The organism is Saccharopolyspora elongata, from assembly GCF_004348985.1.
GTDB lineage: Bacteria > Actinomycetota > Actinomycetes > Mycobacteriales > Pseudonocardiaceae > Saccharopolyspora > Saccharopolyspora elongata.
On record NZ_SMKW01000061.1, the window covers coordinates 37,572 to 58,402 of the forward strand.

At 70.6% G+C, this 20,831-nt stretch carries 22 protein-coding genes; 7 read left to right on the forward strand and 15 right to left on the reverse strand.

Annotated elements, in window-relative coordinates:
- Positions 1–120: 120 nt before the first annotated feature.
- The 3 genes from E1288_RS33500 (at position 121) to E1288_RS33510 (ending at position 1,337) form a co-directional block, all read left to right on the forward strand.
- Positions 121–495, forward strand: a complete 375-nt coding sequence (locus E1288_RS33500) for a hypothetical protein (RefSeq protein ID WP_235883982.1) — start codon at positions 121–123, stop codon at positions 493–495.
- Between the two features lie 24 nt (positions 496–519).
- Positions 520–807 (forward strand): hypothetical protein, encoded by a 288-nt coding sequence (locus E1288_RS33505; RefSeq protein ID WP_132492420.1) that lies wholly within the window; start codon positions 520–522, stop codon positions 805–807.
- Between the two features lie 251 nt (positions 808–1,058).
- The gene (locus tag E1288_RS33510; protein WP_132492422.1) at positions 1,059–1,337 is read left to right on the forward strand and encodes a hypothetical protein; all 279 of its coding nucleotides are present in this window, start codon (positions 1,059–1,061) and stop codon (positions 1,335–1,337) included.
- On the opposite strand, the gene E1288_RS33515 is transcribed toward E1288_RS33510, so the two are convergent.
- The gene (locus E1288_RS33515) at positions 1,318–1,674 is read right to left on the reverse strand and encodes a hypothetical protein (protein ID WP_132492424.1); all 357 of its coding nucleotides are present in this window, start codon (positions 1,672–1,674) and stop codon (positions 1,318–1,320) included. The genes E1288_RS33510 and E1288_RS33515 overlap by 20 nt on opposite strands.
- A gap of 440 nt (positions 1,675–2,114) precedes the next feature.
- Here E1288_RS33515 and E1288_RS33520 point away from each other — a divergent pair, with 440 nt between their 5' ends.
- Complete coding sequence (locus E1288_RS33520) at positions 2,115–2,819, forward strand: S1 family peptidase (RefSeq protein WP_235883983.1); 705 nt, start codon at positions 2,115–2,117, stop codon at positions 2,817–2,819.
- A 375-nt stretch (positions 2,820–3,194) separates the two neighbouring features.
- Here E1288_RS33520 and E1288_RS47355 read toward each other — a convergent pair whose 3' ends face one another.
- From E1288_RS47355 to E1288_RS33545, 6 genes are all read right to left on the reverse strand, one after another.
- Complete coding sequence (locus tag E1288_RS47355) at positions 3,195–3,368, reverse strand: hypothetical protein (protein WP_165968395.1); 174 nt, start codon at positions 3,366–3,368, stop codon at positions 3,195–3,197.
- 195 nt (positions 3,369–3,563) lie between these two features.
- On the reverse strand, positions 3,564–5,096 hold the full coding sequence (locus E1288_RS33525) for a bifunctional uroporphyrinogen-III C-methyltransferase/uroporphyrinogen-III synthase (RefSeq protein ID WP_132492426.1): 1,533 nt from the start codon (positions 5,094–5,096) through the stop codon (positions 3,564–3,566).
- 14 nt (positions 5,097–5,110) lie between these two features.
- Positions 5,111–6,049: a hydroxymethylbilane synthase gene (gene hemC, locus E1288_RS33530; protein ID WP_132492428.1), complete on the reverse strand. Its 939-nt coding sequence runs from the start codon at positions 6,047–6,049 to the stop codon at positions 5,111–5,113.
- Positions 6,046–7,431: a glutamyl-tRNA reductase gene (locus E1288_RS33535; RefSeq protein ID WP_132492430.1), complete on the reverse strand. Its 1,386-nt coding sequence runs from the start codon at positions 7,429–7,431 to the stop codon at positions 6,046–6,048. Before E1288_RS33535 ends, hemC begins: the two co-directional genes overlap by 4 nt.
- On the reverse strand, positions 7,428–8,282 hold the full coding sequence (locus tag E1288_RS33540) for a redox-sensing transcriptional repressor Rex (protein WP_132492432.1): 855 nt from the start codon (positions 8,280–8,282) through the stop codon (positions 7,428–7,430). The genes E1288_RS33535 and E1288_RS33540 overlap by 4 nt, the downstream gene beginning before the upstream one ends.
- Before the next feature lie 393 nt (positions 8,283–8,675).
- Entirely contained in the window at positions 8,676–8,912 is a 237-nt protein-coding gene (locus E1288_RS33545) for a glutaredoxin family protein (RefSeq protein ID WP_132492434.1), read from the reverse strand.
- A gap of 361 nt (positions 8,913–9,273) precedes the next feature.
- On the opposite strand from E1288_RS33545, the gene E1288_RS33550 reads away from it, so the two are divergent.
- Positions 9,274–9,918, forward strand: coding sequence for a sigma-70 family RNA polymerase sigma factor (locus E1288_RS33550; protein WP_132492436.1), 645 nt, complete (start codon positions 9,274–9,276; stop codon positions 9,916–9,918).
- Positions 9,919–10,179: 261 nt separating this feature from the next.
- A complete protein-coding gene (locus E1288_RS33555; RefSeq protein ID WP_235883984.1) occupies positions 10,180–11,043 on the forward strand; it encodes an HAD family hydrolase in 864 nt (287 codons plus the stop codon).
- Between the two features lie 49 nt (positions 11,044–11,092).
- Here the strand turns inward: E1288_RS33555 and E1288_RS33560 are convergent, their stop codons facing one another.
- The 8 genes from E1288_RS33560 to proC form a co-directional block, all read right to left on the reverse strand.
- Positions 11,093–11,500: a VOC family protein gene (locus tag E1288_RS33560; RefSeq protein WP_132492440.1), complete on the reverse strand. Its 408-nt coding sequence runs from the start codon at positions 11,498–11,500 to the stop codon at positions 11,093–11,095.
- 165 nt (positions 11,501–11,665) lie between these two features.
- Complete coding sequence (locus E1288_RS33565) at positions 11,666–12,253, reverse strand: HdeD family acid-resistance protein (protein WP_132492442.1); 588 nt, start codon at positions 12,251–12,253, stop codon at positions 11,666–11,668.
- A gap of 217 nt (positions 12,254–12,470) precedes the next feature.
- Positions 12,471–15,002, reverse strand: coding sequence for an ATP-dependent Clp protease ATP-binding subunit (locus E1288_RS33570; RefSeq protein WP_132492444.1), 2,532 nt, complete (start codon positions 15,000–15,002; stop codon positions 12,471–12,473).
- Between the two features lie 233 nt (positions 15,003–15,235).
- The gene (locus E1288_RS33575; protein WP_132492446.1) at positions 15,236–16,150 is read right to left on the reverse strand and encodes a lysophospholipid acyltransferase family protein; all 915 of its coding nucleotides are present in this window, start codon (positions 16,148–16,150) and stop codon (positions 15,236–15,238) included.
- A 48-nt stretch (positions 16,151–16,198) separates the two neighbouring features.
- Positions 16,199–17,233, reverse strand: a complete 1,035-nt coding sequence (locus E1288_RS33580) for an NAD-dependent epimerase/dehydratase family protein (RefSeq protein WP_132492448.1) — start codon at positions 17,231–17,233, stop codon at positions 16,199–16,201.
- Between the two features lie 162 nt (positions 17,234–17,395).
- Positions 17,396–17,497: a 30S ribosomal protein bS22 gene (locus E1288_RS33585; RefSeq protein WP_010241351.1), complete on the reverse strand. Its 102-nt coding sequence runs from the start codon at positions 17,495–17,497 to the stop codon at positions 17,396–17,398.
- Between the two features lie 237 nt (positions 17,498–17,734).
- Positions 17,735–17,959 (reverse strand): helix-turn-helix domain-containing protein, encoded by a 225-nt coding sequence (locus tag E1288_RS33590; protein WP_029535864.1) that lies wholly within the window; start codon positions 17,957–17,959, stop codon positions 17,735–17,737.
- Positions 17,960–18,223: 264 nt separating this feature from the next.
- Positions 18,224–19,045, reverse strand: coding sequence for a pyrroline-5-carboxylate reductase (proC, locus tag E1288_RS33595; protein ID WP_132492450.1), 822 nt, complete (start codon positions 19,043–19,045; stop codon positions 18,224–18,226).
- A gap of 141 nt (positions 19,046–19,186) precedes the next feature.
- Between proC and E1288_RS33600 the strand changes: the two genes are divergently transcribed.
- Positions 19,187–20,815 carry a long-chain fatty acid--CoA ligase gene (locus tag E1288_RS33600; RefSeq protein WP_132492452.1) on the forward strand — a complete coding sequence of 543 codons (1,629 nt, stop codon included), beginning with the start codon at positions 19,187–19,189 and terminating at the stop codon, positions 20,813–20,815.
- The last annotated feature ends 16 nt before the right edge of the window (positions 20,816–20,831 follow it).

The following is a 20,831-nucleotide window of genomic DNA, read 5'->3' on the forward strand; positions in this document are numbered from 1 at the left end:
CAGTTGTACCGTTTCATCTTGTCGATCAGTGACGATCTGTAATCACTTCGGCACTCACCGATACAGGTTGTCACTGCCGACTTCTCGCGGAACGCACGGGAGCGGAAACGGGGAGGACACGTGGGCTCTATCGAGCAGGCGGAGGCGTGGTTGCGGCCGCATTTGGGGGCCGTCGAAGCGAGCGTTCGGGCCGGGTTCCGGTTCTCGTACCTGCCGACGCTCGACGGAGTCCTTGCCGTGCAGGGGTTTCGGGTGCTGGACGGCGCGATGGACATGTACCTGGCGCGGTCGGCCTTCGACGCCTTAGCGGCTCGGATCAGGGTCGACGACCTGGAGTTCCACGCCTCGCCGCCGCCGCTGTGGCACGCCCGGGGCGCGGTTGCCGACGTCGTGATGGAACTGCTCGGCCTACCTCCCCACGGCTCGCCGGGAGCACCGGCGCTCGCCCTCTGCCGCCCGAGCGAGCTGTGGATTCCCGGCGACTCCGTGAACTGATCCCATCACCGAAAGGGAATGCTGATGACCTCGCTGTTCGTCCTCACCGCCGGCCTCTGCACCGCGCTGACCATCTCCGGATGGGCATGGCGAGCCTTCGCCGTCTACGGCCAGCACGCCGGAGGCGGCGATGGGGCTTTGACGGTGTGGCAGTTGATCGCGCATGTCGAGGCGGAGCGACAACAGCGCGAGCACAGCGGCAGGCACCGGCTCCGGGAACTCGAGCTCGAGCCTCAGCCACCTGTCGACGCACCAGAGATGCCGCCGCTCGACCTGCAACAGCGGGTCCTGGACTCCCTCTACCGCATCTGATCGAGCCTCGGGCCGGACGGTTGACGACCCCGACGTCCCCCGGCTCTCGCGGGCCGGTCGGTGCGTTCCCCTCCCCACGCACCGACCGGCCATTCCCCTTCAAAAGCCGGTTCCTCGCGCCTGGTGATTGCTAGCTTCCACACATCTGTTCGACCAGCTGCACAGGAGCAGGACTTGACCGCTCGGCCGTCTCGCCTGGTCGCGATACTCGCCTTCGGGACGAGGCCGCCGGCGATCTGCTCGCCGGCCTGGTGGCCGACCCCGCTTGCTGGGATGACACTGCGGTCGCCCTCCGGATCGGCGCGGACGAGTCCAGGGCGGCGGCGCTCGCCGAGCACGAAGATCTGCTCACCCCGTGGCTGCTGGAAATGCTGGGTTCCGACGACGAGGCGCTGCACCGAAGCGCCGCAGCCACGCTCGGCATCCTCCGCATCGCGGCGGCTGGACCACGGCTGCTGCGGTCACCCACCGCGGTTCGTCGCACTCTTGGGCGACCGACGACAACGGCGACTACCTCGACATCGAGGTGACCGCCGGGATGGCCCAGGCCCTGCGCCCGGCCGACCCGAGCGACCCGCGCCGGTTCGTCGAGGTCGGGAACCATCGACCACCTACCTCTTCGCCGACCCCGGGAAGCTGACCGAGTTCTGCAAGCGCAACGGCATCGACGAGGTCTTCAGGGGCGAGTGAGTTCCTGCAGGCCGTCCGCGAGGCACCCGCGCCAGCAGATGAACTCGTGCCCGCCCACGCGGTCAGCGCCACGCGGTGCCCGTGCAGTTCGCGGGTGTCGTCGACCATGCTCCGCTCGTAGCGACCGACCGAGAGGTGCAGCCGGAGATCGCGCGGCTCGTCGGCGCACGCGAGCATTCGGCAGGTCCCGGAAAGGAGACCCGGCCCCGGCGGGGAAACCCCGCACCAACCGGGGCGCGGGTAACAACGCGCTCACGAGTTCGTGAGGGACCTCCCGGAAATTCACCAATCGGCTAGCCGTCCCGGCCGCAGTTGATGTCGACTCCGCAACGGGACCAATGCGAACAAGAGCCCGCGCGGATCGGAAGCGGCGGGGCGCTGCGGTGGAGTCGACGACGGGAAAGCGGCGAGGCCGCTTCCGCGCACCCCGCGATCGGAGCCGCCGCGGGTTCGCGGCGCCCACCCCTCCCGGGGTCGAGGCGGCCGCTGAGATCCCGCTACGCAAGCCGATCTGCGCGCTCTCCAGGATTCGGAGGATTGCCGTGTTACGAGTACTGCGGCCCAAGGTGATCGCCGGGGTCGTCGCCGCTGCCGCCGCCGTCGGGGTGGGCGTGGCGATGTCCGTGCCCGCTGGTGCGGTGGCCAACGCCCGGGACGCCGCGGACGGCGCCTTCCCGTTCGCCGTGAAGTTCCTGATGACCGACATCCCCAAGCCCGACGGCAGCAAGTACGACAGCGCCTGCTCGGGCGCGCTGATCGATCCGCAGTGGGTGATCACCGCCGGGCACTGCTTCCACGACGTCGACCGCAAGCCGGTCAGCGGCCCCACCCCGTACCCGACGACCGCGATCGTGGGGCGCACCGAGGACGCCGACGAGGACGAGGGCCACGAGGTGGAGGTGGTGGAGGTCCGGCAGTCGCCGGTGAACGACGTCGCGGTCGTCCGGCTCGCCGAGCCGATCGACGACGTGCGGCCCCTGGCCCTGCGCTCGACGCCGCCCCGGCCCGGGGAAACCCTGGTGCTGGCCGGCTGGGGCCAGGAGTCGGCCGACGCGACCGAGCCCGCCACCCACCTGCAGGTCGGCAAGGTCCAGGTGCACGACGTGCAGGACGCCATCACGACCGTCACCGGCAGCTGGCCGAGCCCCGACACCAGCGCCTGCCCCACCGACTCCGGGGCGCCCTACTTCGAGAACCGCGGCCCCGGTGCGGACGCGCTGGTGTCGGTCGAGAGCGGCGGGCCGGACTGCCCGCACGCCCAGCCGGAGATCACGTCCAGAGTGGACGTCATCGCCGACTGGATCCAGGAGCAGATCGACTAGCGCCGCGCCCAGCGAAGCCCCGCTACAGCGTGAGCGCAGGGCGACGATTTCGCGGGAAATGTGCGTTCACCCGGGTGCTGGTCAATTTCCCCACCGCGCGGTGCTGCTGTCGGTCTCGGACCTGGGGCCCCGACGGTGGGCGTGTCACCGCGTCCGTCGGCGGCGCCTACCTGGCGCGGCTGCTGCTCCGGGGCCAGCCGCCGGGGGCCGCTCGTAACCCCCACCGATCCGCAATTTCAATGGAAATCAGAGGTCTGATTTCCATTGAAATTGCGGAAGTTGTCCACAGGTGTCGGTGTGTCGTGGGCGACGCGCCGGTGGTCCGCAACTTCCATTGAAATTGCGGAGGTCGTCCACCGGCGACCGGCCCTGAGCTCAGCCGCGCAGGGCGCGCACGACCTCGTCCAGCACGACTTGGACGCGACCTTCGCGTCCGCGCTCTTCTCGACCGGGTGGGGTGCGACGCCCTGCTGGCGGCACGGAGGCGACGCCGACCGGCTTGAGGCCGAGGGTGAGCGCGCTTTCCAGGGTGGGCTCGCTCAACGTCACCCCGCCGGATGATCTCGGCCCCGAACCGCTGCCACGGACGTCTGCGGTCGGCGTTTCCGCCGGCGACGAGTCGTGAGTGCTTGGAGCGCTGTAGCAGCCCAAAACACTCACGCCCCCGGACACCGCTCCAGGTGCCCGGGCAAAGCAAAGGGCGCCTCCGACCGGATCGGTCGGAGGCGCCCTCCACTCGGAAAATCAGCTGCGGCGAGCCCGCTTGGCCTTGCGCGGCGGCGGCAGCGCGCCCTCCGCGCGGAGCCGGGCCGCGTGCTCTGCCAGCGCGTCCACCAAGTCCTCCACCCGCGGGATCTCCGGCTGGACGTCGACCCGCAGGCCGAACTCCTTCGCGGTCTCCGCGGTGTTCGGGCCGATGCACGCCACCAGCGTCCGGGCGTGCGGCTTGCCCGCGATGCCGACCAGGTTCCGGACGGTGGACGACGAGGTGAAGCACACCGCGTCGAACCCGCCGGTCTTGATCATCTCGCGAGTCTCGGCCGGCGGCGGCGCGGCGCGGACGGTGCGGTAGGCCGTCACGTCGTCGACCTCCCAGCCACGCTCGCGCAGCCCGGCCGACAGCGTCTCGGTGGCGATGTCCGCCCGCGGCAGCAGCACCCGGTCGACCGGGTCGAGGATGTCGTCGTGCGGCGGGAACTCCTGCAGCAGGCCCTCACTGGACTGGTCGCCGGAAGGCAGCAGCTCCGGGATGATCCCGAAGGAGCGGACCTTCTCCGCGGTGGCCTCGCCGACGCAGGCGATCTTCACGCCGGAGAAAGCCCGGGCGTCCAGCCCGAACTCGCCGAACTTCTCCCACACCGCGCGGACAGCGTTCGCCGAGGTGAACACCACCCACTGGTAGCGGCCGTCGACCAGGCCCTTGACCGCGCGCTCCATCTGCGCGGGGCTGCGCGGCGGCTCGACGGAGATCGTCGGCACCTCGTGCGAGACGGCGCCGTGCGACCACAGCCGGTCGCTCATCACGCCGGCCTGCTCCTTGGTGCGCGGGACCAGGACCTTCCAGCCGTACAGGGCGCGCGACTCCCACCAGGACAGCTTGCCGCGCTCGGACACGATGTCGCCGATGGTCACCACCAGGTGGCCCTGCAGCTCACCCGCGTCGGCCGCCAGCGAGGCCAGCGTCGTGTCGATCGTGCGCTGCTGCACGGTGGTGCCGGAGGCGGTCACCGCCACGGCAGTCGTCGCCGGCCTGCCGTGCTCGACCAGGCGCGAGGCGGCCTCGGCCAAGTGGCTGCCGGTGGTGTGCAGCACCAACGCTCCGGGCACCGCGGCCAGCGATGCCCAGTCCACGTCGCCGCGGACATCGACCTCGGTGTGCACCGCGCCGAGCGCGACGCCGGCGTAGGCCGGAACCGCGCTGCCGCCGGCGACGCCGGGGATGATGTCGAAGGCGGCGCCGGTCTTGGCGACCTCCTGGACCTCGCGGACCACCGCGTCGGCGGTCAGCGGGTCGCCCGCGACCAACCGCACCACGGTGCGACCGATCGCGGCCTCGTTCGCCAGGTCCTTGGCCACGTCCGCCGGGTCGCCCACGGCGGGGCGGACCTCGGCGCCGTCGGCTGCTTGGCCGACGATGTCGGCGGGTACGTCCGGGTCGGTCACCAGCAGCGAAGCGCGGGTGATCACGTCCCGGCCCCGAACGGTGAGCAGTCCCGCGTCACCGGGACCGGAGCCCACGAAAGCAATCCGTCCGGGGGTCTTACGTGCTCGGGTCATCAGGGCACTCCCCATCAACTACTGCCAGGTCCGCTGAGCAAAGCGGCCCTGGCTTCCAGCAACTGGGCGGCCAACTCCCGGCCCAGTTGCTCGGCGGCGGTCGTCTCACCAGTGGCGGAGGCGCGCACCAACTGATCGTCGTCGGTCGCCACCACCCCTCGCACGGACAGCCGCAGCGCCACGCGCCCGTCCTCGTCGAGGTCATCCACCACTTCGGCCAGCGCGCCGACCGGCGCGCTACAGCCCGCTTCGAGCGCGGACAACATGGCGCGCTCGGCGGCCACCGCGGCGCGGCTGGCCTGATCGTCCAAAACGGACTGCAGCAGGTGCTCGGTGTCCACGTCATCGACGCGGCATTCCACTGCGAGCGCACCCTGGGCGGGCGCGGGCAGCATCTGCAGTGGATCGAGCGTTTCCGTGATCACCGCAAGCCGGCCCACACGGGCCAGCCCGGCTCGGGCGAGCACGACGGCGTCCAGCTCACCGTCGGTCACCTTCCGCAGGCGGGTGTCCACATTGCCGCGGATGCCGCGCACCTCCAGCCCCAGGCCGAGGGCCCGGAGCTGGCTGGCGCGGCGCGGCGAACCGGTGCCCACAACGGACCCCGGGGGCAATTCGCCGAGCGTCAGACCGTCCCGTGCCACCAGCGCGTCCCGCGGGTCCTCCCGGACCGGGACAGCCGCCAGCGACAACCGGGGGTCCGGTTCGGTCGGCAGGTCTTTGAAGGAGTGCACCGCGACGTCCACCTCGCCGGCGGCCAGCGCTTCGCGCAGCGCCGAGGTGAACACGCCGACACCGATCTCGGCGATCGGCGCCATCGAGAGGTCGCCGGGGGTCTTCACGGTGACCAGCTGGGTCGGATAGCCCGCCTTCTCCAGCTCCTCGGCGACATTCGACGACTGCGCCATCGCCAGGGCGCTGCCGCGGGTGCCGATGCGGAGGGTCTTGTTCAACGGTCCTCACCGTCCTGTTCTGCTCGACCGCGCAGCCGCGCCTGGGCGACGGTGACCCCGCCGGGCAGGCTCTCGTCGGCCTGCGGGGTGCCGAGCACGGCAGTCGTCTGCGGATCGAGTTCGAAGAGCTCTCGGAGCGCGTCGGCGTACCCGGCACCGCCGGGCACCGACGCGAGTTGCTTGACCCGGACCGTCGGCGTGTGCAGGAGCTTGTCCACCACGCGACGGACGGTGCGCGCCAGTTCGTCGCGCACGTCGCCGTCCAGTTCAGGCAGCCGCGAGTCGAGTCGCAGCAATTCGCCGTCCACGACCTCGGCGGCGCGCTTGCGCAGCGCGGTCACGGTCGGAGTCACCTCGGCCGAGCGTTGCGCGGCGAGGTAGTTGCGCAGTTCCTCGGCGACGATCTGCGCGGCCCGCTCGGATTCGTTGCCGCCCTGCTTGTCCGACAGCCGCTGCTGCAGGCTCTCCAGGTCGACGACGGTCACGCCGGGCAGCCCGGCCACCTCGGGCGCGATGTCCCGGGGCAGGCCGAGGTCGCAGCACAGCAGCGGGCGGTCGTCGCGGACGGTCAGCGCCGCCGCGACCACGTCTTCGGTCACCACCGCGCCGATCGCGCCGGTGCAGGCCACTACCAGGTCGGCCGCGGCGATCGCGCTGCTGAGGTCCGTGAGGTCGGCGGTGCGGGCGGCGACGCCGTCGGCGCGCAGCGACGAGGCCAGCCGTTCGCCGTTGGCCGCGGTGCGGTTGGCGATCACGACCTCGCCGATGCCGGCGCGCTTGAGCTGCGCGGAGGCCAGGCCGCCCATCGAGCCCGCGCCGACCACCAGCGCGCTGCGCCCGGCCAGGCCGTCGAGCGCGACCTCGGCGTCGGCGAGCGCCTCGGAGACCACCGACGCGCCTTCGGCGTCGATGCCGGTCTCGGCGTGCACCCGCTTGCCGACGCGCAGCGCCTGCTGCGCGAGCTCGTGCAGCGTCTTGCCGACGGTGCCGTTCTCGTCGGCGGTGCCGTAGGCCTGCCGCAGCTGGCCGAGGATTTGCGCCTCGCCGACGACCATCGAGTCCAGGCCCGCGGACACCGAGAACAGGTGCTCCACCGCGGCGCCCGCGTAGTAGACGTAGAGGTGGTCGGCGAGCTCGCCGACCTCCGCCCCCGCGTGCCGGGCGAGCACGGACGTCACGTCGTCCAGGCCGCCGTGGAAGGTCTCCGCGACCGCGTAGACCTCGACCCGGTTGCAGGTCGAGATGATGAACGCCTCGCAGATGTGCTCGCGCTGCAGCAGTTCGCCGAGGAGCTTGGGGACGTCATCGCCGCCGATCGCGACGCGCTCCAGCACCCGCACCGGGGCGCTGTGGTGGGAAATCCCGACGGTGAGCAGGTTCACAGCCGTTCCACCATCCTGTCCGCCGATTCGACCTCACCCGACACCCGATCGCCGCCGCCCGGCGGACCGATGTCCGCACCGTCCACATCGGATCGGCCGGCTTCCGCCGCCGCTTCCTGCTGACGTCGGGCCACGTGAAACGACAGGATCTGCATCTCCACCGCCAGGTCGACCTTGCGCACCTCGACGTCTTCGGGGACCTGCAGCACGACGGGCGCGAAGTTCAGGATGCACGTAACGCCGCCGGCGACCAAACGATCGCAGACCTCCTGCGCGCCCTGCACGGGCGTGGCGATGACGCCGATGGTGACCTCGCGGTCGGCGCACACCTCGACGATCTCGTCGATGTGGCTGACCGGGATGCCGCCGACCGGCACGCCGACCAGGTCCGGGTCGAGGTCGAACAGCGCGGAGACCGGGAAGCCGCGGCCGGGGAAGCCGCCGTAGTTGGCCAGCGCGTGGCCGAGGTTACCGATCCCGACCACCGCGACGCTGTGCTTGCGGGTCAGGCCCAGGGTGCGCTCGATCTGGCCGATGAGCACCGCGACCTCGTAGCCGACGCCGCGGGTGCCGTAGGAACCGATGTAGGAGAGGTCCTTGCGCAGCTTCGCGGAGTTGACCCCGGCGGCGACGGCCAGCTCGTCGCTGGAGACCGTGCCCACGTTCTGCTCGGCGAGAGCGGAAAGGGCCCGCAGGTAGACCGCGAGCCGGGCGACGGCGGCTTCCGGGATCGCCCTGGCGCGCTCCCGAGCCGCGGGGACCTCGATCGCCGGCGACTGCTTGGAGTCGGTCCGGGAATCGGCCTCGGCCTGCCCGTCACCGTCCTGCACGTCCGCTCCGTGGGCCGTCACGCTGGATCTCCCTCGCCCTACCTGCTGCTTTGGCCTGCCCGCCCGTCCGCACCCGGGGGCGCGGCGGTCGTCGCCCACTTCCCGGCATCGCTGCTCAGGTTGGGGGCTCCGACACCGGCCGGGCTGCCGACCGGCTACCCCGGCGTCATCCGCGAACGCCGCCGGCATCCGACGGCTCGACACCTGATCCGCTGATCCACACCGAGAATCCGGCGACCCGACCCGTACACCGTAACTAATTTGTGAACGCATGCACAAAGTCGCAGGGCCGGACTCCGCCGGAGGCGCAGGCCTTCCCCGCCATCATTGCCGATAGCCCCCCGACGTGCCAAAACGCGTGGTCTGGAGCACGTGATGGCGGCAACCCGCGCCGACGCCGGGCAAGATCACGGGTCAGCGGGCCAGGGCCCGGCGGAAGCGGTCCTCCTCGACCTTCCAGTAGCCGTGCTCGACTCCATCGATCAAGATCACCGGGACCCGGTCTCCGTACTCCGCGCGCAGTTCCGGGTCGGCGTCCACGTCCTGCGCAGACCACTGCACGTCGAGCTCTGCGCAGATCCGCCGCACGTCGGAGATCGCGTCCGCGCAGGAGTGGCAACCCTCGCGGGTCATCACCGTCACCTCGTGCATGCCTTCGCTCCAGGGAGAAATTCGGGCCGACTTCGCGGCCTCCAAGGTACCGAGCGGACCGGCGGGCGACACGACACCGACCGCGCTGGTCAAGTGTCCAAAATCACCTGTCGGAGTTAAGCGTCGCGCCGCAGTTGAACACGTTACGTAACCACACCGTCACCGAGTAGCACTACCTACTTCCGAGTAACAACACGTATGCTGCTCCTCCAACGCCCACGCCCCCGGCGTCACCAGGCCGTCGGAGCCCCGTCGGCCGACCGGAGGCGGGTGTCCGCCGGACACCGCGACATGACACCGGCACCGGTGCGTCCCACCTGCACCACGCCGGTCCGCCAACGACGGCAGGAGGTCGCAAGAGATGAGCAGCCCGAAGACGCTCGCACCCCCCGCCCCGGCCGCACCCTTCCGCAGCGTCGACGCCCCGGTCACCCGACCGGTGCCCCGGCCGGGCACCGAGAGCTGGGCGTACGTCAGCGCCGCGCAGGAGGGCGACAACGACGCCTTCGGCCACCTCTACGACGAGTACGCCCAGATCGTCTACCGGTACGTGCTGTTCCGGGTCAGCGACCACTGCCTGGCCGAGGACATCACCAGCGAGACGTTCCTGCGCGCGCTGCGCCGGATCGCCTCCATCAGCTACCAGGGCCGCGACGTGGCGGCCTGGTTCATCACCATCGCCAAGAACCTCATCCTCGACCACATCAAGTCCAGCCGGAACCGGCTGGAGATCCCCACCTCCGACGTCACCGACAACCTGCCGGTCGGCCGGACGCACTTCGGCCCGGAACAGCACGTGCTCACCGAGGCGACCCACCGAGAGCTGCTCAGCTGCGTTCGGCAGCTCAATCCCGACCAGCGCGAATGCATCCGGCTGCGGTTCCTGCAGGGCCTGTCGGTGACCGAGACGGCGGTCGCGATGCAGCGCAACGAGGGGGCGGTCAAAGCCCTCCAGCACCGCGCGATCCGCCGGCTGGCGCAACTGCTGCCCGACGACCTCCGCTGACCTCCCGCCGCGATTCCGGCGGAAACCTGAGGCCCGGTTTCCGCCGGAATCGCGGACCACCACGCCACGGCGGAGGTGCGCAAGTTCGGTTGCGGCCAGGTCTTAAGCTAGAGGCCTGCTGAGCCGGTTCGGCCCGGGTCGGCAAGACCTGGAACTTCGCACGACAACACCGGAGGACCCCCGGGAGGCGCGGCGGTGCCGACACGTCAAGGCTCAGCCGATGGCGCGGACCAGAGCTCGCGCGCGCCCGATTCCGATCCGATCGATAGCGCGAAGGTGGCCGGTCGCGCGTCTGCCGAGGCCGCCGTCGCCGCCGCGCCGGTCCCGGACGGCTCGCTGGCCACCCCGCCCGACCTCACCGCCGCGGCGTTCTTCGACGTCGACAACACGATGATGATGGGCGCCTCGCTGTTCCACTTCGCCCGCGGACTCGCCGCCCGCAAGTTCCTCACCGCCACCGACCTGGCCGGGTTCGCCTGGCAGCAGCTGAAGTTCCGGGTCGGCGGCCGGGAGAACCCGCAGGACATGCAGGCCAGCCGGGAGCAGGCGCTGTCGTTCGTGGCCGGCCGCAAGGTCTCCGAACTGGTGGAGCTCAGCGAGGAGATCTACGACGAGCTGATGGCGGACCGGATCTGGGCGGGCACCCGGGCGCTGGCCCAGATGCACCTCGACGCGGGCCAGCGGGTGTGGCTGGTGACGGCGACCCCGGTGGAGCTGGCGCAGATCATCGCGCGGCGGCTCGGGCTGACCGGCGCGCTGGGCACGGTCGCGGAGAGCTCCGACGGCGTGTACACGGGCCGACTGGTCGGCGAGATGCTGCACGGGCGCGCGAAGGCGCACGCGGTGCGGGCGATGGCCGCCAGCGAAGGCCTGGACCTGCGGCGCTGCACGGCTTACTCGGACTCGGCCAACGACATCCCGATGCTGTCGGCGGTGGGCACGGCGGTGGCCGTCAACCCGGACCAGCGCCTGCGCGACATCGCCCGGGCCCGCGGCTGGGAGGTCCGGGACTTCCGGACGGGCCGCAAGGCGGCGCGGATCGGCCTGAACTCGATCATGGGGGCCAGCGCCATCGCGGGAGCGGTAGCGGCCGGCCTCGCCTACCGCCGCCGCGACCGGTCGTGAGCGATCCTTCCGGTTCTTACCGGAACGACCGCTCACGAGGCCTGCGCCGTCACGAGCCGGCGATGTTCACCATCCAGCCGATGCCGAACCGGTCCACGCACATGCCGAACGTGTCGCCCCACATCTGCTTCTCCAGCGGCACCGCCACCGTGCCCGCCTCCGCCAGCTTCGCCCAGTAGCCGCGCAGCTCGTCCTCCGAGTCGCCGCTGATGCTCACCGAGATGTTGGTGCCCGGCTTGTGCTCCATGCCCGGCGGCGTGTCGGAGGCCATGAGCGTGAAGCCGCTGTCGGTCTCGAGCATCGCGTGCATGACCTTGTCCGCGCTGCTCGGGTCCGGGGCGCCGAACTCACCGAAGGTGCTCAACGTGAGGTTGCCGCCGAACACGCTCTTGTAGAACTCCATCGCCTGCCGGGCGTCGCCGTCGAAGCTGATGTACGGGTTGAGCCGGGAACTCATCGGATTCTCCCCACCGGTAGCGGATTGGACTCGGCGAAAGCATGACCGCACGCACCGACGGCGGCCACGCGAAAACCGGACCGGTGCGATGGCATCCCCGCCCACCGCACCGGCCCATCCGAAGGCCGGGCGCGCCCCTCCCGCTCGCGCGTCCGGTCATCGGCGTCATCCGGACGCGGCGAGCCGCTTCGCGGCGGAGCGGATCCGGAACGCGGTGATGATCTCCACGATGCCGAGGACGACCAGCCAGAACCCGCCGAACAGGACCAGCAGCGCCACCGACGCCAGCGGCGACACCATCAGCACGATCCCCGCCAGGGCCGTGACGATGCCCATGAAGATCTGCCAGCCGCGCGCGGGCATCGCCCGGTCGGCGATCGACGCGGTCGTCTGGGTGACGCCGCGGAACAGCCAGCCGATGCCGATCCACAGGCCCAGGAACAGGATCGACTGCATCTCGCCCCGGAAGCACAGCAAGCCCAGCAGGATCGACAGCGCGCCGCTGATGAACGCCAGCACCCTGATCGCCGCCGTCACGTGCGTGCCGAACGCCGCGACGATCTGCAGCACGCCGCTGACCAGCAGGTAGACGCCGAACAGCACGCCGATGACGATCAGCGTCGCCCGCGGCCAGACCAGCGCCAGCACGCCGACGACCAATGAGCAGAGGCCGACGACGAGCACGGACTCCCAGGCCAGCTTCGCCAGCCGGTCGGCCACCGCCGGGGTGGGATCATCCGAAAGGCTACTCATGATCCATCCTTCCCACGGGATTCGAACCGGCGCACTTCCGAACCGCCCAGACCACCGCTCCGGGTGGCTTCGCCGCGCTCGGCCGTGGTGGGGGCGATTCCCGGTGTTGTGGGCGAAGCGGCGTTTTCGCGCGAAACCGTCGCCCGCAGGCGTGGAGAACGCCGCTTTCGCGCGAAAGCGCCGCGTTGGACAAGCTCCGCAAGAGCCTCTGCAAGGCTCAGACCTTGCTCGATTCGGGCGCCTTGTCCCCGGCCTGCTGCGGGACGTCCGCTTCGTGCGGCCGGGCCAGGGTGCAGGTCAGCTCGTCGTCCTCGATCGAGGCGAGGATCGTGTCGCCCGGCTGGACCTCGCCGCGCAGCAGCAGCTTGGAGATCCGGTTGTCCAGTTGCGTCTGGATGGTGCGCAGCAGCGGCCGCGCCCCGAACTCCGGCTTGAACCCGCGCCGGGTCAGCCACTTCTTGGCCGCCTCGGTGACCTCCAGGTCGATCTCCTGGGCGCGCAGCAGGCGGCGGCTGCGGTCCAGCATCAGGTCGACGATCTGCGACAGGTCGTCCTCGGTCAGCCGGTGGAAGACGATCGTCTCGTCGATGCGGTTGAGGAACTCCGGCGCGAACTTCGCGTGCAGGTCGTCCATCAGCTCGTCGCGGATGCCGTCCACGTCGCCCTCGTGGGCCAGGATCCGCTGGGCGCCCACGTTGCTCGTCATGATCACCACGGTGTTGCGGAAGTCCACGGTGCGGCCCTGGGCGTCGGTCAGCCGGCCGTCGTCGAGCACCTGCAGCAGCGTGTTGAACACGTCCCGGTGCGCCTTCTCGATCTCGTCGAACAGCAGCACGCTGTAGGGCTGCCTGCGGACCTTCTCGGTCAGTTGCCCGGCTTCCTCGTAGCCGACGTAGCCGGGCGGGGCCCCGACCAGCCGGGACACGGTGTGCTTCTCCTGGAACTCGCTCATGTCGAAGCGGATCAGCTTGTGCTCGTCGCCGAACATCAGCTCCGCGAGCGCCTTCGCCAGCTCGGTCTTGCCGACGCCGGTCGGCCCCAGGAACAGGAACGACCCGATGGGACGGTCCGGGTGCGCCATCCCGGCCCGGTTGCGGCGGACCGCCTCCGCCACTGCCAGAACCGCCTCGTCCTGGCCGACGACCCGCTCGTGCAGGGCCTCCTCCAGCCGCAGCAGGCGGTGCTTCTCGTCCTCGGTCAGCTGCGCGACGGGGATGCCGGTGCGCTTCGACAGCACCTCCGCGATGTCCTGGGTCGTCACGTCCGCGACGCCTTCGCGCCGCTCCCTGATCCCGGCGATCTCCCCTTCCAGGTCCTCGATCTGCTCCTTGAGCTCGCGGGCCCGGTCGTAGTCCTCGGCGTCGACGGCCTGATCCTTCTCGCGGCGCAGCCTGGCCATCCGGTCCTCGCGCTCCCGGACGTCGCCGCTGCGGCTGACCGACCGCAGCCGCACCCGCGCGCCCGCCTGGTCCATCAGGTCGATCGCCTTGTCCGGCAGGTAGCGGTCGCTGATGTAGCGGTCGGAGAGGGTGGCGGCCGAGGAGAGCGCCTCGTCGGAGAAGCGGACGCCGTGGTGCGCCTCGTAGGAGTCGCGCAAGCCCTGCAGGATCTGGATGGTCTCCTCGACGGTGGGCTCCGCGATCAGGACCGGCTGGAACCGGCGTTCCAGCGCGGCGTCCTTCTCCACGTGCTTGCGGTACTCGTCGATCGTGGTGGCCCCGATGACGTGCAGTTCTCCCCGGGACAGCGCGGGTTTGAGGATGTTGCCCGCGTCCATGCTGCTCTCGCCGCCGGCCCCGGCGCCGACGATGGTGTGCATCTCGTCGATGAACAGGATCACCGAGCCCTCGGCGGCGCGGACCTCGTCGATCACCTTCTTCAGCCGCTGCTCGAACTCGCCGCGGTACTGCGCGCCGGCCACCAGGCCGGTCATGTCGAGCGCGAGAACCCGCTTGTCCTGCAGGGTTTCCGGGACGTCGCCGGCGATGACGCGCTGCGCCAGCCCCTCGACGATCGCGGTCTTGCCGACGCCGGGTTCGCCGATGAGCACGGGATTGTTCTTGCTGCGCCGGGAAAGGATCTCCACGGTCTGCTCGATCTCGTCGGCGCGCCCGACGACCAGGTCCAGCTTGCCCGCGCGGGCCTCTTCGGTGAGGTCCCGGCTGTACTCGTCCAGCGTCGGGGTGTCGCTGCCCGCGGTCGTCGGGATGTTGTCGGTGGTCGCGGCGCGGTCGACCCGGTCGCGGAGCTTGCGGGTGTTGATCTCGTAGGAGTCCAGCAGCTTGACCGCCGCCGAGTCCGGATCGTCGAGCAGGGCGGCCAGGATGTGCTCGGGCCCGATGTAGGACTTCTCCGCCGCCTGGGATCGCGCGTGCGCGCCGATCAGCGCGCGCTTCGCGGCGGGCGTCAGCCCCGGGCTCGCCGAGGGCTCGGCGCTGGCGCCGGGCAGCACCTCGGCGATCCGCGAAGCGAGGTGGTCCGGTTCGGCCCCGGCCTGGACCAGCAGGCTGCGGGACGGCTCCACCTGCGTCGCCGCCCACAGCAGGTGTTCGGTGTCCAGGTCGTCGCTGCCGTCCTGCTTCGCGCGCCCGGACGCCTTGCCGATCAGCTCGGTGGCGGATTCGCTGAGCAGCCGGCCGATCGGCACTCGCTGCACGGCGGGCGGCGACGTCATCGGCGACATGCCGAAGAACCTGTTGAGCAGATCCGCGAAGGGATCCTGGGATCCGAAGGCCGAGGGGTAGCTCATCACGCACCGTCCGCTTCGTCTGGTAGCTGTCCGGATTTCCGCGTTCGAGCTCACGGAAAAAGCACGTTCACCAGCACAAATAGAACAACGGACGACCCGGTCCGCAACGCGGCACCGACCCGACGACCGCCTTACAATCCCTGGCCCCGGCGCCCTGCAACGCCAGTTTCAATTGAAACTGGCAACCACCGACGCACTCACCAGGTTGAGCCCAGTTTCAATTGAAACCGCGGTCAGCCGAGGAAGACGTTGGTGCGTTGGGAGAGCAGGCGGTAGAGGGTCTGCTGGATGATCTCGCGGACCTGGTCGCTGAGGCTGAACACCAGCATCGGGTCGTCCGCCGCGCCCTCCGGGAACGACGAGGTCTCGATCGGCTCGCCGAACTCGATGTACCACTTCGACGGCAGCGGCACCGCCCCCAGCAGCCCGAAGTGCGGGAAGAACGGCGTGACCGGGAAGTACGGCACGCCGAGCAACCGCGCCAGCGGCTTGATGTCCGCCAGCTTCGGGTAGATCTCCTCGGCGCCCACGATCGAGCAGGGCACGATCGGCGCGCCGGTGCGCAGCGCGGCCGAGACGAACCCGCCGCGTCCGAAGCGCTGCAGCTTGTACCGGTCCTTGAACGACTTCCCGATGCCCTTGAAGCCCTCCGGCCACACCCCGACCAGCTCGCCGTTGGTCAGCAACCGCTCCGCGTCCGGGTTGCAGGCAAGCGTGTGCCCGGCCTTGCGGGCCAGCGGGCCGAGCACCGGCATCGAGAACACCAGGTCGGCGCCGAGCATCCGCAGGTGGCGGGGCGCCTGGACGTGGTCGTGCAGCGCGACCGTGGTCATCAGCGCGTCCCACGGCAGCGTGCCGGAGTGGTTGGCCACCACCAGCGCGCCGCGGTCGACGGGCACGTGGTGGCCGCCGATCACCTCGACCCGGAACCACTTCTCGTAGACCGGCCGCAGGAGCCGGAGTAACACCTCGTCGGTCAGCTCCTGGTCGAAGCCGAACTCGTCGACCTGGTAGTCGCCGAGCAACCGCCGACGAGCGAACGCCAGCGCGTCGATGACGGCGTCCTCCCAGCCGGGTTCCGCTGGTTTCGCGGCCTCCAGCTGCTCCCGGTCCGCCGCGCGCAGCGGGATCACCTGCGCATCCGCCATCACGCCCCCGCACCCGGTCGGACGCGACCGTCGCTCATGCCGCCTCCGTCACCGCAGCTTCGCCAGCAGGTCCCCGGCGCCGCGCTCCAGCGCCAGGATGTTCTCCTTGTCGACCACCGGCCGCAGGCCCCGGCCGCGCACGAAGTCGTCGAACGCCTGCTGGGTGGTCCAGCGCGGGGTGAACCCGAACTCCTCACGGAGCCTCGTGGTGTCCAGCACCCGGCCGAAGTTGAGGTATCGCAGCTGCTCCGGCGAGAAGTCGACCAGCCGGGCGCTGCGGAAGAACTGGGCCAGCGGCAGCACCGCCGTGCTCGGCAGCGGCATCGCGACGCGCCCGGCGCGCCGGATCGCTTGCGAGAGCATCAGCACGCCGTCACCGGCCACGTTGAACACGCCCGGCCGGTCCATCATCGTCGCCCGCTCCAGCACCGCCAGCGCGTCCTCGGAGTGCAGCATCTGCAGCCGCGCATCGAACCCGAGCACGGTCGGCACCACCGGCAGCGCGAAGTAGCGGGCCAGCACGGCGTCGATGCGCGGGCCGATCAGGTTGCTGAAGCGCAGCGTGGTGATGTCGACGTCGGGCCGCCGCCGGCCGAAGCCGCGCACGTAGCCCTCGATCTCCACCGCGTCCTTGGCGTAGCCGGACGACGGCAGGTCCTTGGGCTCCATCTCCTCGGTGAACACCGCCGGGTCCCGCGAGCTCGACCCGTAGACCGCGCAGGTCGACCGGACCACCACCTTGCGCACCAGCGGCGACTGCTGGCAGGCGGCCAGCAGCTGCATGGTGCCGATGACGTTCATCTCCTTCGTCGTGGCCCGTCCGCCGGGCCCGGAGTGGGAGTTGACCGCCGCGTGCACCACGGTGTCGACCTGGGCGTTCGCGATGACCTTGCTGATCAGCGGGTTCCGGATGTCGGCGCGGACGAACTCGGTGCGCCCCATCCGCCGCAGCAGATCGCGGCCGGGCTGCACGGTGTCGACGCCGAGGACCCGCTGCACCGAGGGATCGGCCGCCAGTCGCGCGGCGAGATGCCCGCCCAGGAACCGGCTGACCCCCGTCACCAGCACGACATTCGGGCCCACTGCATCTCCCTGCGCTCTCCGGCACGCTCGCCGACTGCGATGCTACCGCCGAACGCGCCGCTTACCGCGGCGTTCGGGTTACCGGAGCGAGTCGGCCGCGCGCACCGGGCCGACCGGCAAAAAACAACCGCCGCCGACCATCGGCCGGCGGCGGTGCGCAGGTCACTTGCCCAACTTGCGACGCTGAACGCGCGTCTTGCGGAGCAGCTTGCGGTGCTTCTTCTTGGACATGCGCTTACGGCGCTTCTTGATGACCGAGCCCATGCGGACTCCTTCACTCTTGACGGCAGTTCGAACGTCTCCCGCACCGGTGCAGCCGCATGAGCACGCACACCTGGCACGACCAACCCAAAACTTTACCCGCAGGTCTCCGGGCCTTCCGCCGTGGTCCTCGAAACGCCGCCGGACACCGCCGACCGGGCGCGCGAGCCGTCCGGGCCGCCATCGGCCGCCCGTTGGGCTCGCGGCCGGTCACCTGCGCAAACGGTCGGCCGGGCGATCTCAGCCCGCGTTGTAGTAGGCGCTTTCCAGGTACGCGTGGACGTCCTTCTCGGCGACCCGAAACGAACGCCCCACACGTGCTGCGGGCAACTCGCCCGCGTGCACGAGCCGGTAGACGGTCATCTTCGACACCCGCATCAGCTTTGCGACCTCTGCGACGGTGAGGAACCGCACCTGACCCATGCTCGGTGGCGCCTGTTGGCTGGGTTCGGAGTTAGCAGACATGCTTCACCGTGCCCTTCGGCACGTGTCGCGCCGTCGGCTTCCCCTCCGACGGAAACCTCACGCACGTGCTCTATCGAGAGTAGCGGGACACACGGGACACCTGCGATGGACGAACGTCCCCCTTGGCCCTGAGTAGTTCGCACCACCTCGCGCTCGACGCGATGCGGTCGCGGCGCCGGATGGCGATTTCGCGCGAAATCGCCCTCCGCCAGGCGTGGGGAACGCCGATTTCGCGCGAAATCGGCGCCGGACGAGCGCCGGCCGTCAGGCTGGTTCGTCGGTCTCGTGGGCCTTGCCGAGCTCGACGGACCGGTCGCGGGCCGCCTCGATGGCGTCGATGAGCGCCGCGCGCACGCCGTGCTTCTCCAGTTCGCGGATGCCCGCGATGGTCGTGCCCGCCGGGGAGGTGACCGCCTCGCGCAGCATCACCGGATGGCCGCCGCCCTCGCGGAGCATCGCCGCCGCGCCGACCGCGGACTGGACGATCAGGTCCGCGGCGGTGGCCCGCGGGATGCCCAGCAGGATGCCGGCGTCGATCATGGCTTCGACCAGGTAGAAGAAGTACGCCGGCCCCGAGCCGGACAGCGCCGTCACCGCGTCCTGCTGGCTCTCGGGCACTCGCGCGACCTTGCCGACGCTGCCGAGCAGATCCTCGACGAGCGCCAGGTCTGCGTCCGAGGCGTGCGCGCCGCCGGAGATCGCGCTCATCGCCTCGCCGACCAGCATCGGGGTGTTCGGCATGACCCGGACGACCGCGGTGCTCTCGGGCAACCGGCGCTCGAACAGCTTCGTCGGCAGGCCCGCGCACAGCGACACCACGAGCTTGCCGCTGGGCAGGTTCGGCGCCATCTCGTCCAGCAGCGGCTCGATGTCCTGCGGCTTGACGGCGACGATGATGACGTCCGCGCGCTGCACGGCACCGGGCACGTCGACGTGCGTGATGCCGTAGGTCTTGGTCAGCTCCTCCGCGCGCGTCGGGAACCGCTCGGTGAACAGCAAGTCCGACGGGGCGCGCCCCGCCTTCAGCAGCCCCGACAGCAGGGATTCCCCGATCTTTCCGGCTCCGAGTACGGCGATCGTCGTCATGCCGCTCAGGGTGCCAGACCACGCTGCGTGGCCGACCCTCCCGAACGTCGATTCCAGCCGCTACTGTGTCTGCCACCACAACGCCCGCCACGGCCGAGCGATCTTTCGCGCCTGAATGACCAGCCCAAAGGAGCTCTGATCATGTTCAGCACGATGCAGGACGGCCCGCTTTCGATCGCTCGGATCCTCCAGCAGGGCAGCGGGCCGCACGGCGCGTCCGCGGAAGTCGTGACGTGGACCGGCGAGGGGGCGCGGCGGCGCAGCTTCGCGGAGGTGGGCCGCCGGACCGCGCAGCTGGCGCACGCGCTGCGCGGCCTCGGCGTGACCGGCGACGAGCGGGTCGGCACGTTCATGTGGAACAACGCCGAGCACCTGGAGGCGTACTTCGCGGTTCCGTCGATGGGCGCCGTGCTGCACACCCTGAACATCCGGTTGTTCCCCGAGCAGCTCGTCTACGTCGCCAACCACGCCGAGGACCAGGTCGTGCTGGTCGACGCGACGCTGCTGCCGCTGTTCCAGAAGCTGTTGCCGGAGCTGAAGACGGTGCGGCACGTGATCGTCACCGGCGGCGCCAAGGCCGCGCTGGAGGCGCCGGCCGGGGTGGCGGTGCACGACTACGAGGAACTGCTGGCCGGACAGCCGGAGGAGTTCGACTGGCCGGAGATCGACGAACGCTCGGCCGCCGCCATGTGCTACACCTCCGGCACCACCGCCAACCCGAAGGGCGTCGTCTACTCGCACCGGTCGATCTACCTGCATTCGATGCAGGTGTGCATGACCGACGGGATGGCCCTGTCGCAGGCGGACCGGTCGCTGGCCGTGGTGCCGATGTTCCACGCGATGTCGTGGGGCCTGCCGTACGCGGCGTTCATGGTCGGCGCGTCGATGATCATGCCGGACCGGTTCCTGCAGCCCGAACCGCTGCTGAAGATGATCGAGGCGGAGCGCCCGACGATGGCCGCGGCGGTGCCGACGATCTGGCAGGGCGTGCTGCAGCACCTCGAGGCCGACCCGCACGACGTGTCCTCGCTGCGCGAGGTCGTGGTCGGCGGCGCGGCGTGCCCGCCGTCGCTGATGAAGGCGTTCGACGAGAAGTACGACATCTCGGTGCTGCACGCGTGGGGCATGACCGAGACGTCGCCGCTGGGCAGCGTGGCCCGGCCGCCGGAAGGCGTCACCGACGAGCAGCGCTGGACCTACCGCGCCAGCCAGGGGCGCCTGCCCGCCGGCGTGCAGGGCCGGCTGGTCGGCGACGACGGCGCGGTGCTGCCGTGGGACGGCGAGAGCGTCGGCGAGCTGGAGGTCCGCGGGCCGTGGATCGCCGGGGCGTACTACGGCGACGACGATCCGGAGAAGTTCCACGACGGCTGGCTGCGCACCGGGGACGTGGGGTTCATCACGCCGGACGGGTTCGTGCAGCTGACGGACCGGGCCAAGGACGTGATCAAGTCGGGCGGCGAGTGGATCTCGTCGGTCGACCTGGAGAACAAGGTGATGGGGCACCCGGCGGTGGCCGAGGCGATGGTCATCGGCGTGCCGGACGAGAAGTGGTCCGAGCGTCCGCTGGTCGCGGTGGTGCTCCGCGAGGGTCAGCAGGTGGAGGCGGCCGAGCTGCGCGACTTCCTCGCGGGCGAGGTGGCGAAGTGGCAGGTGCCGGAGTACTGGACGTTCATCCCGGAAGCGCCGAAGACCAGCGTCGGCAAGTTCGACAAGAAACGCCTCCGCAAGCAGCACGCCGACGGCGGCCTCGACGTCACCCGCCTCACCTGACCCCACACCCCGTCCC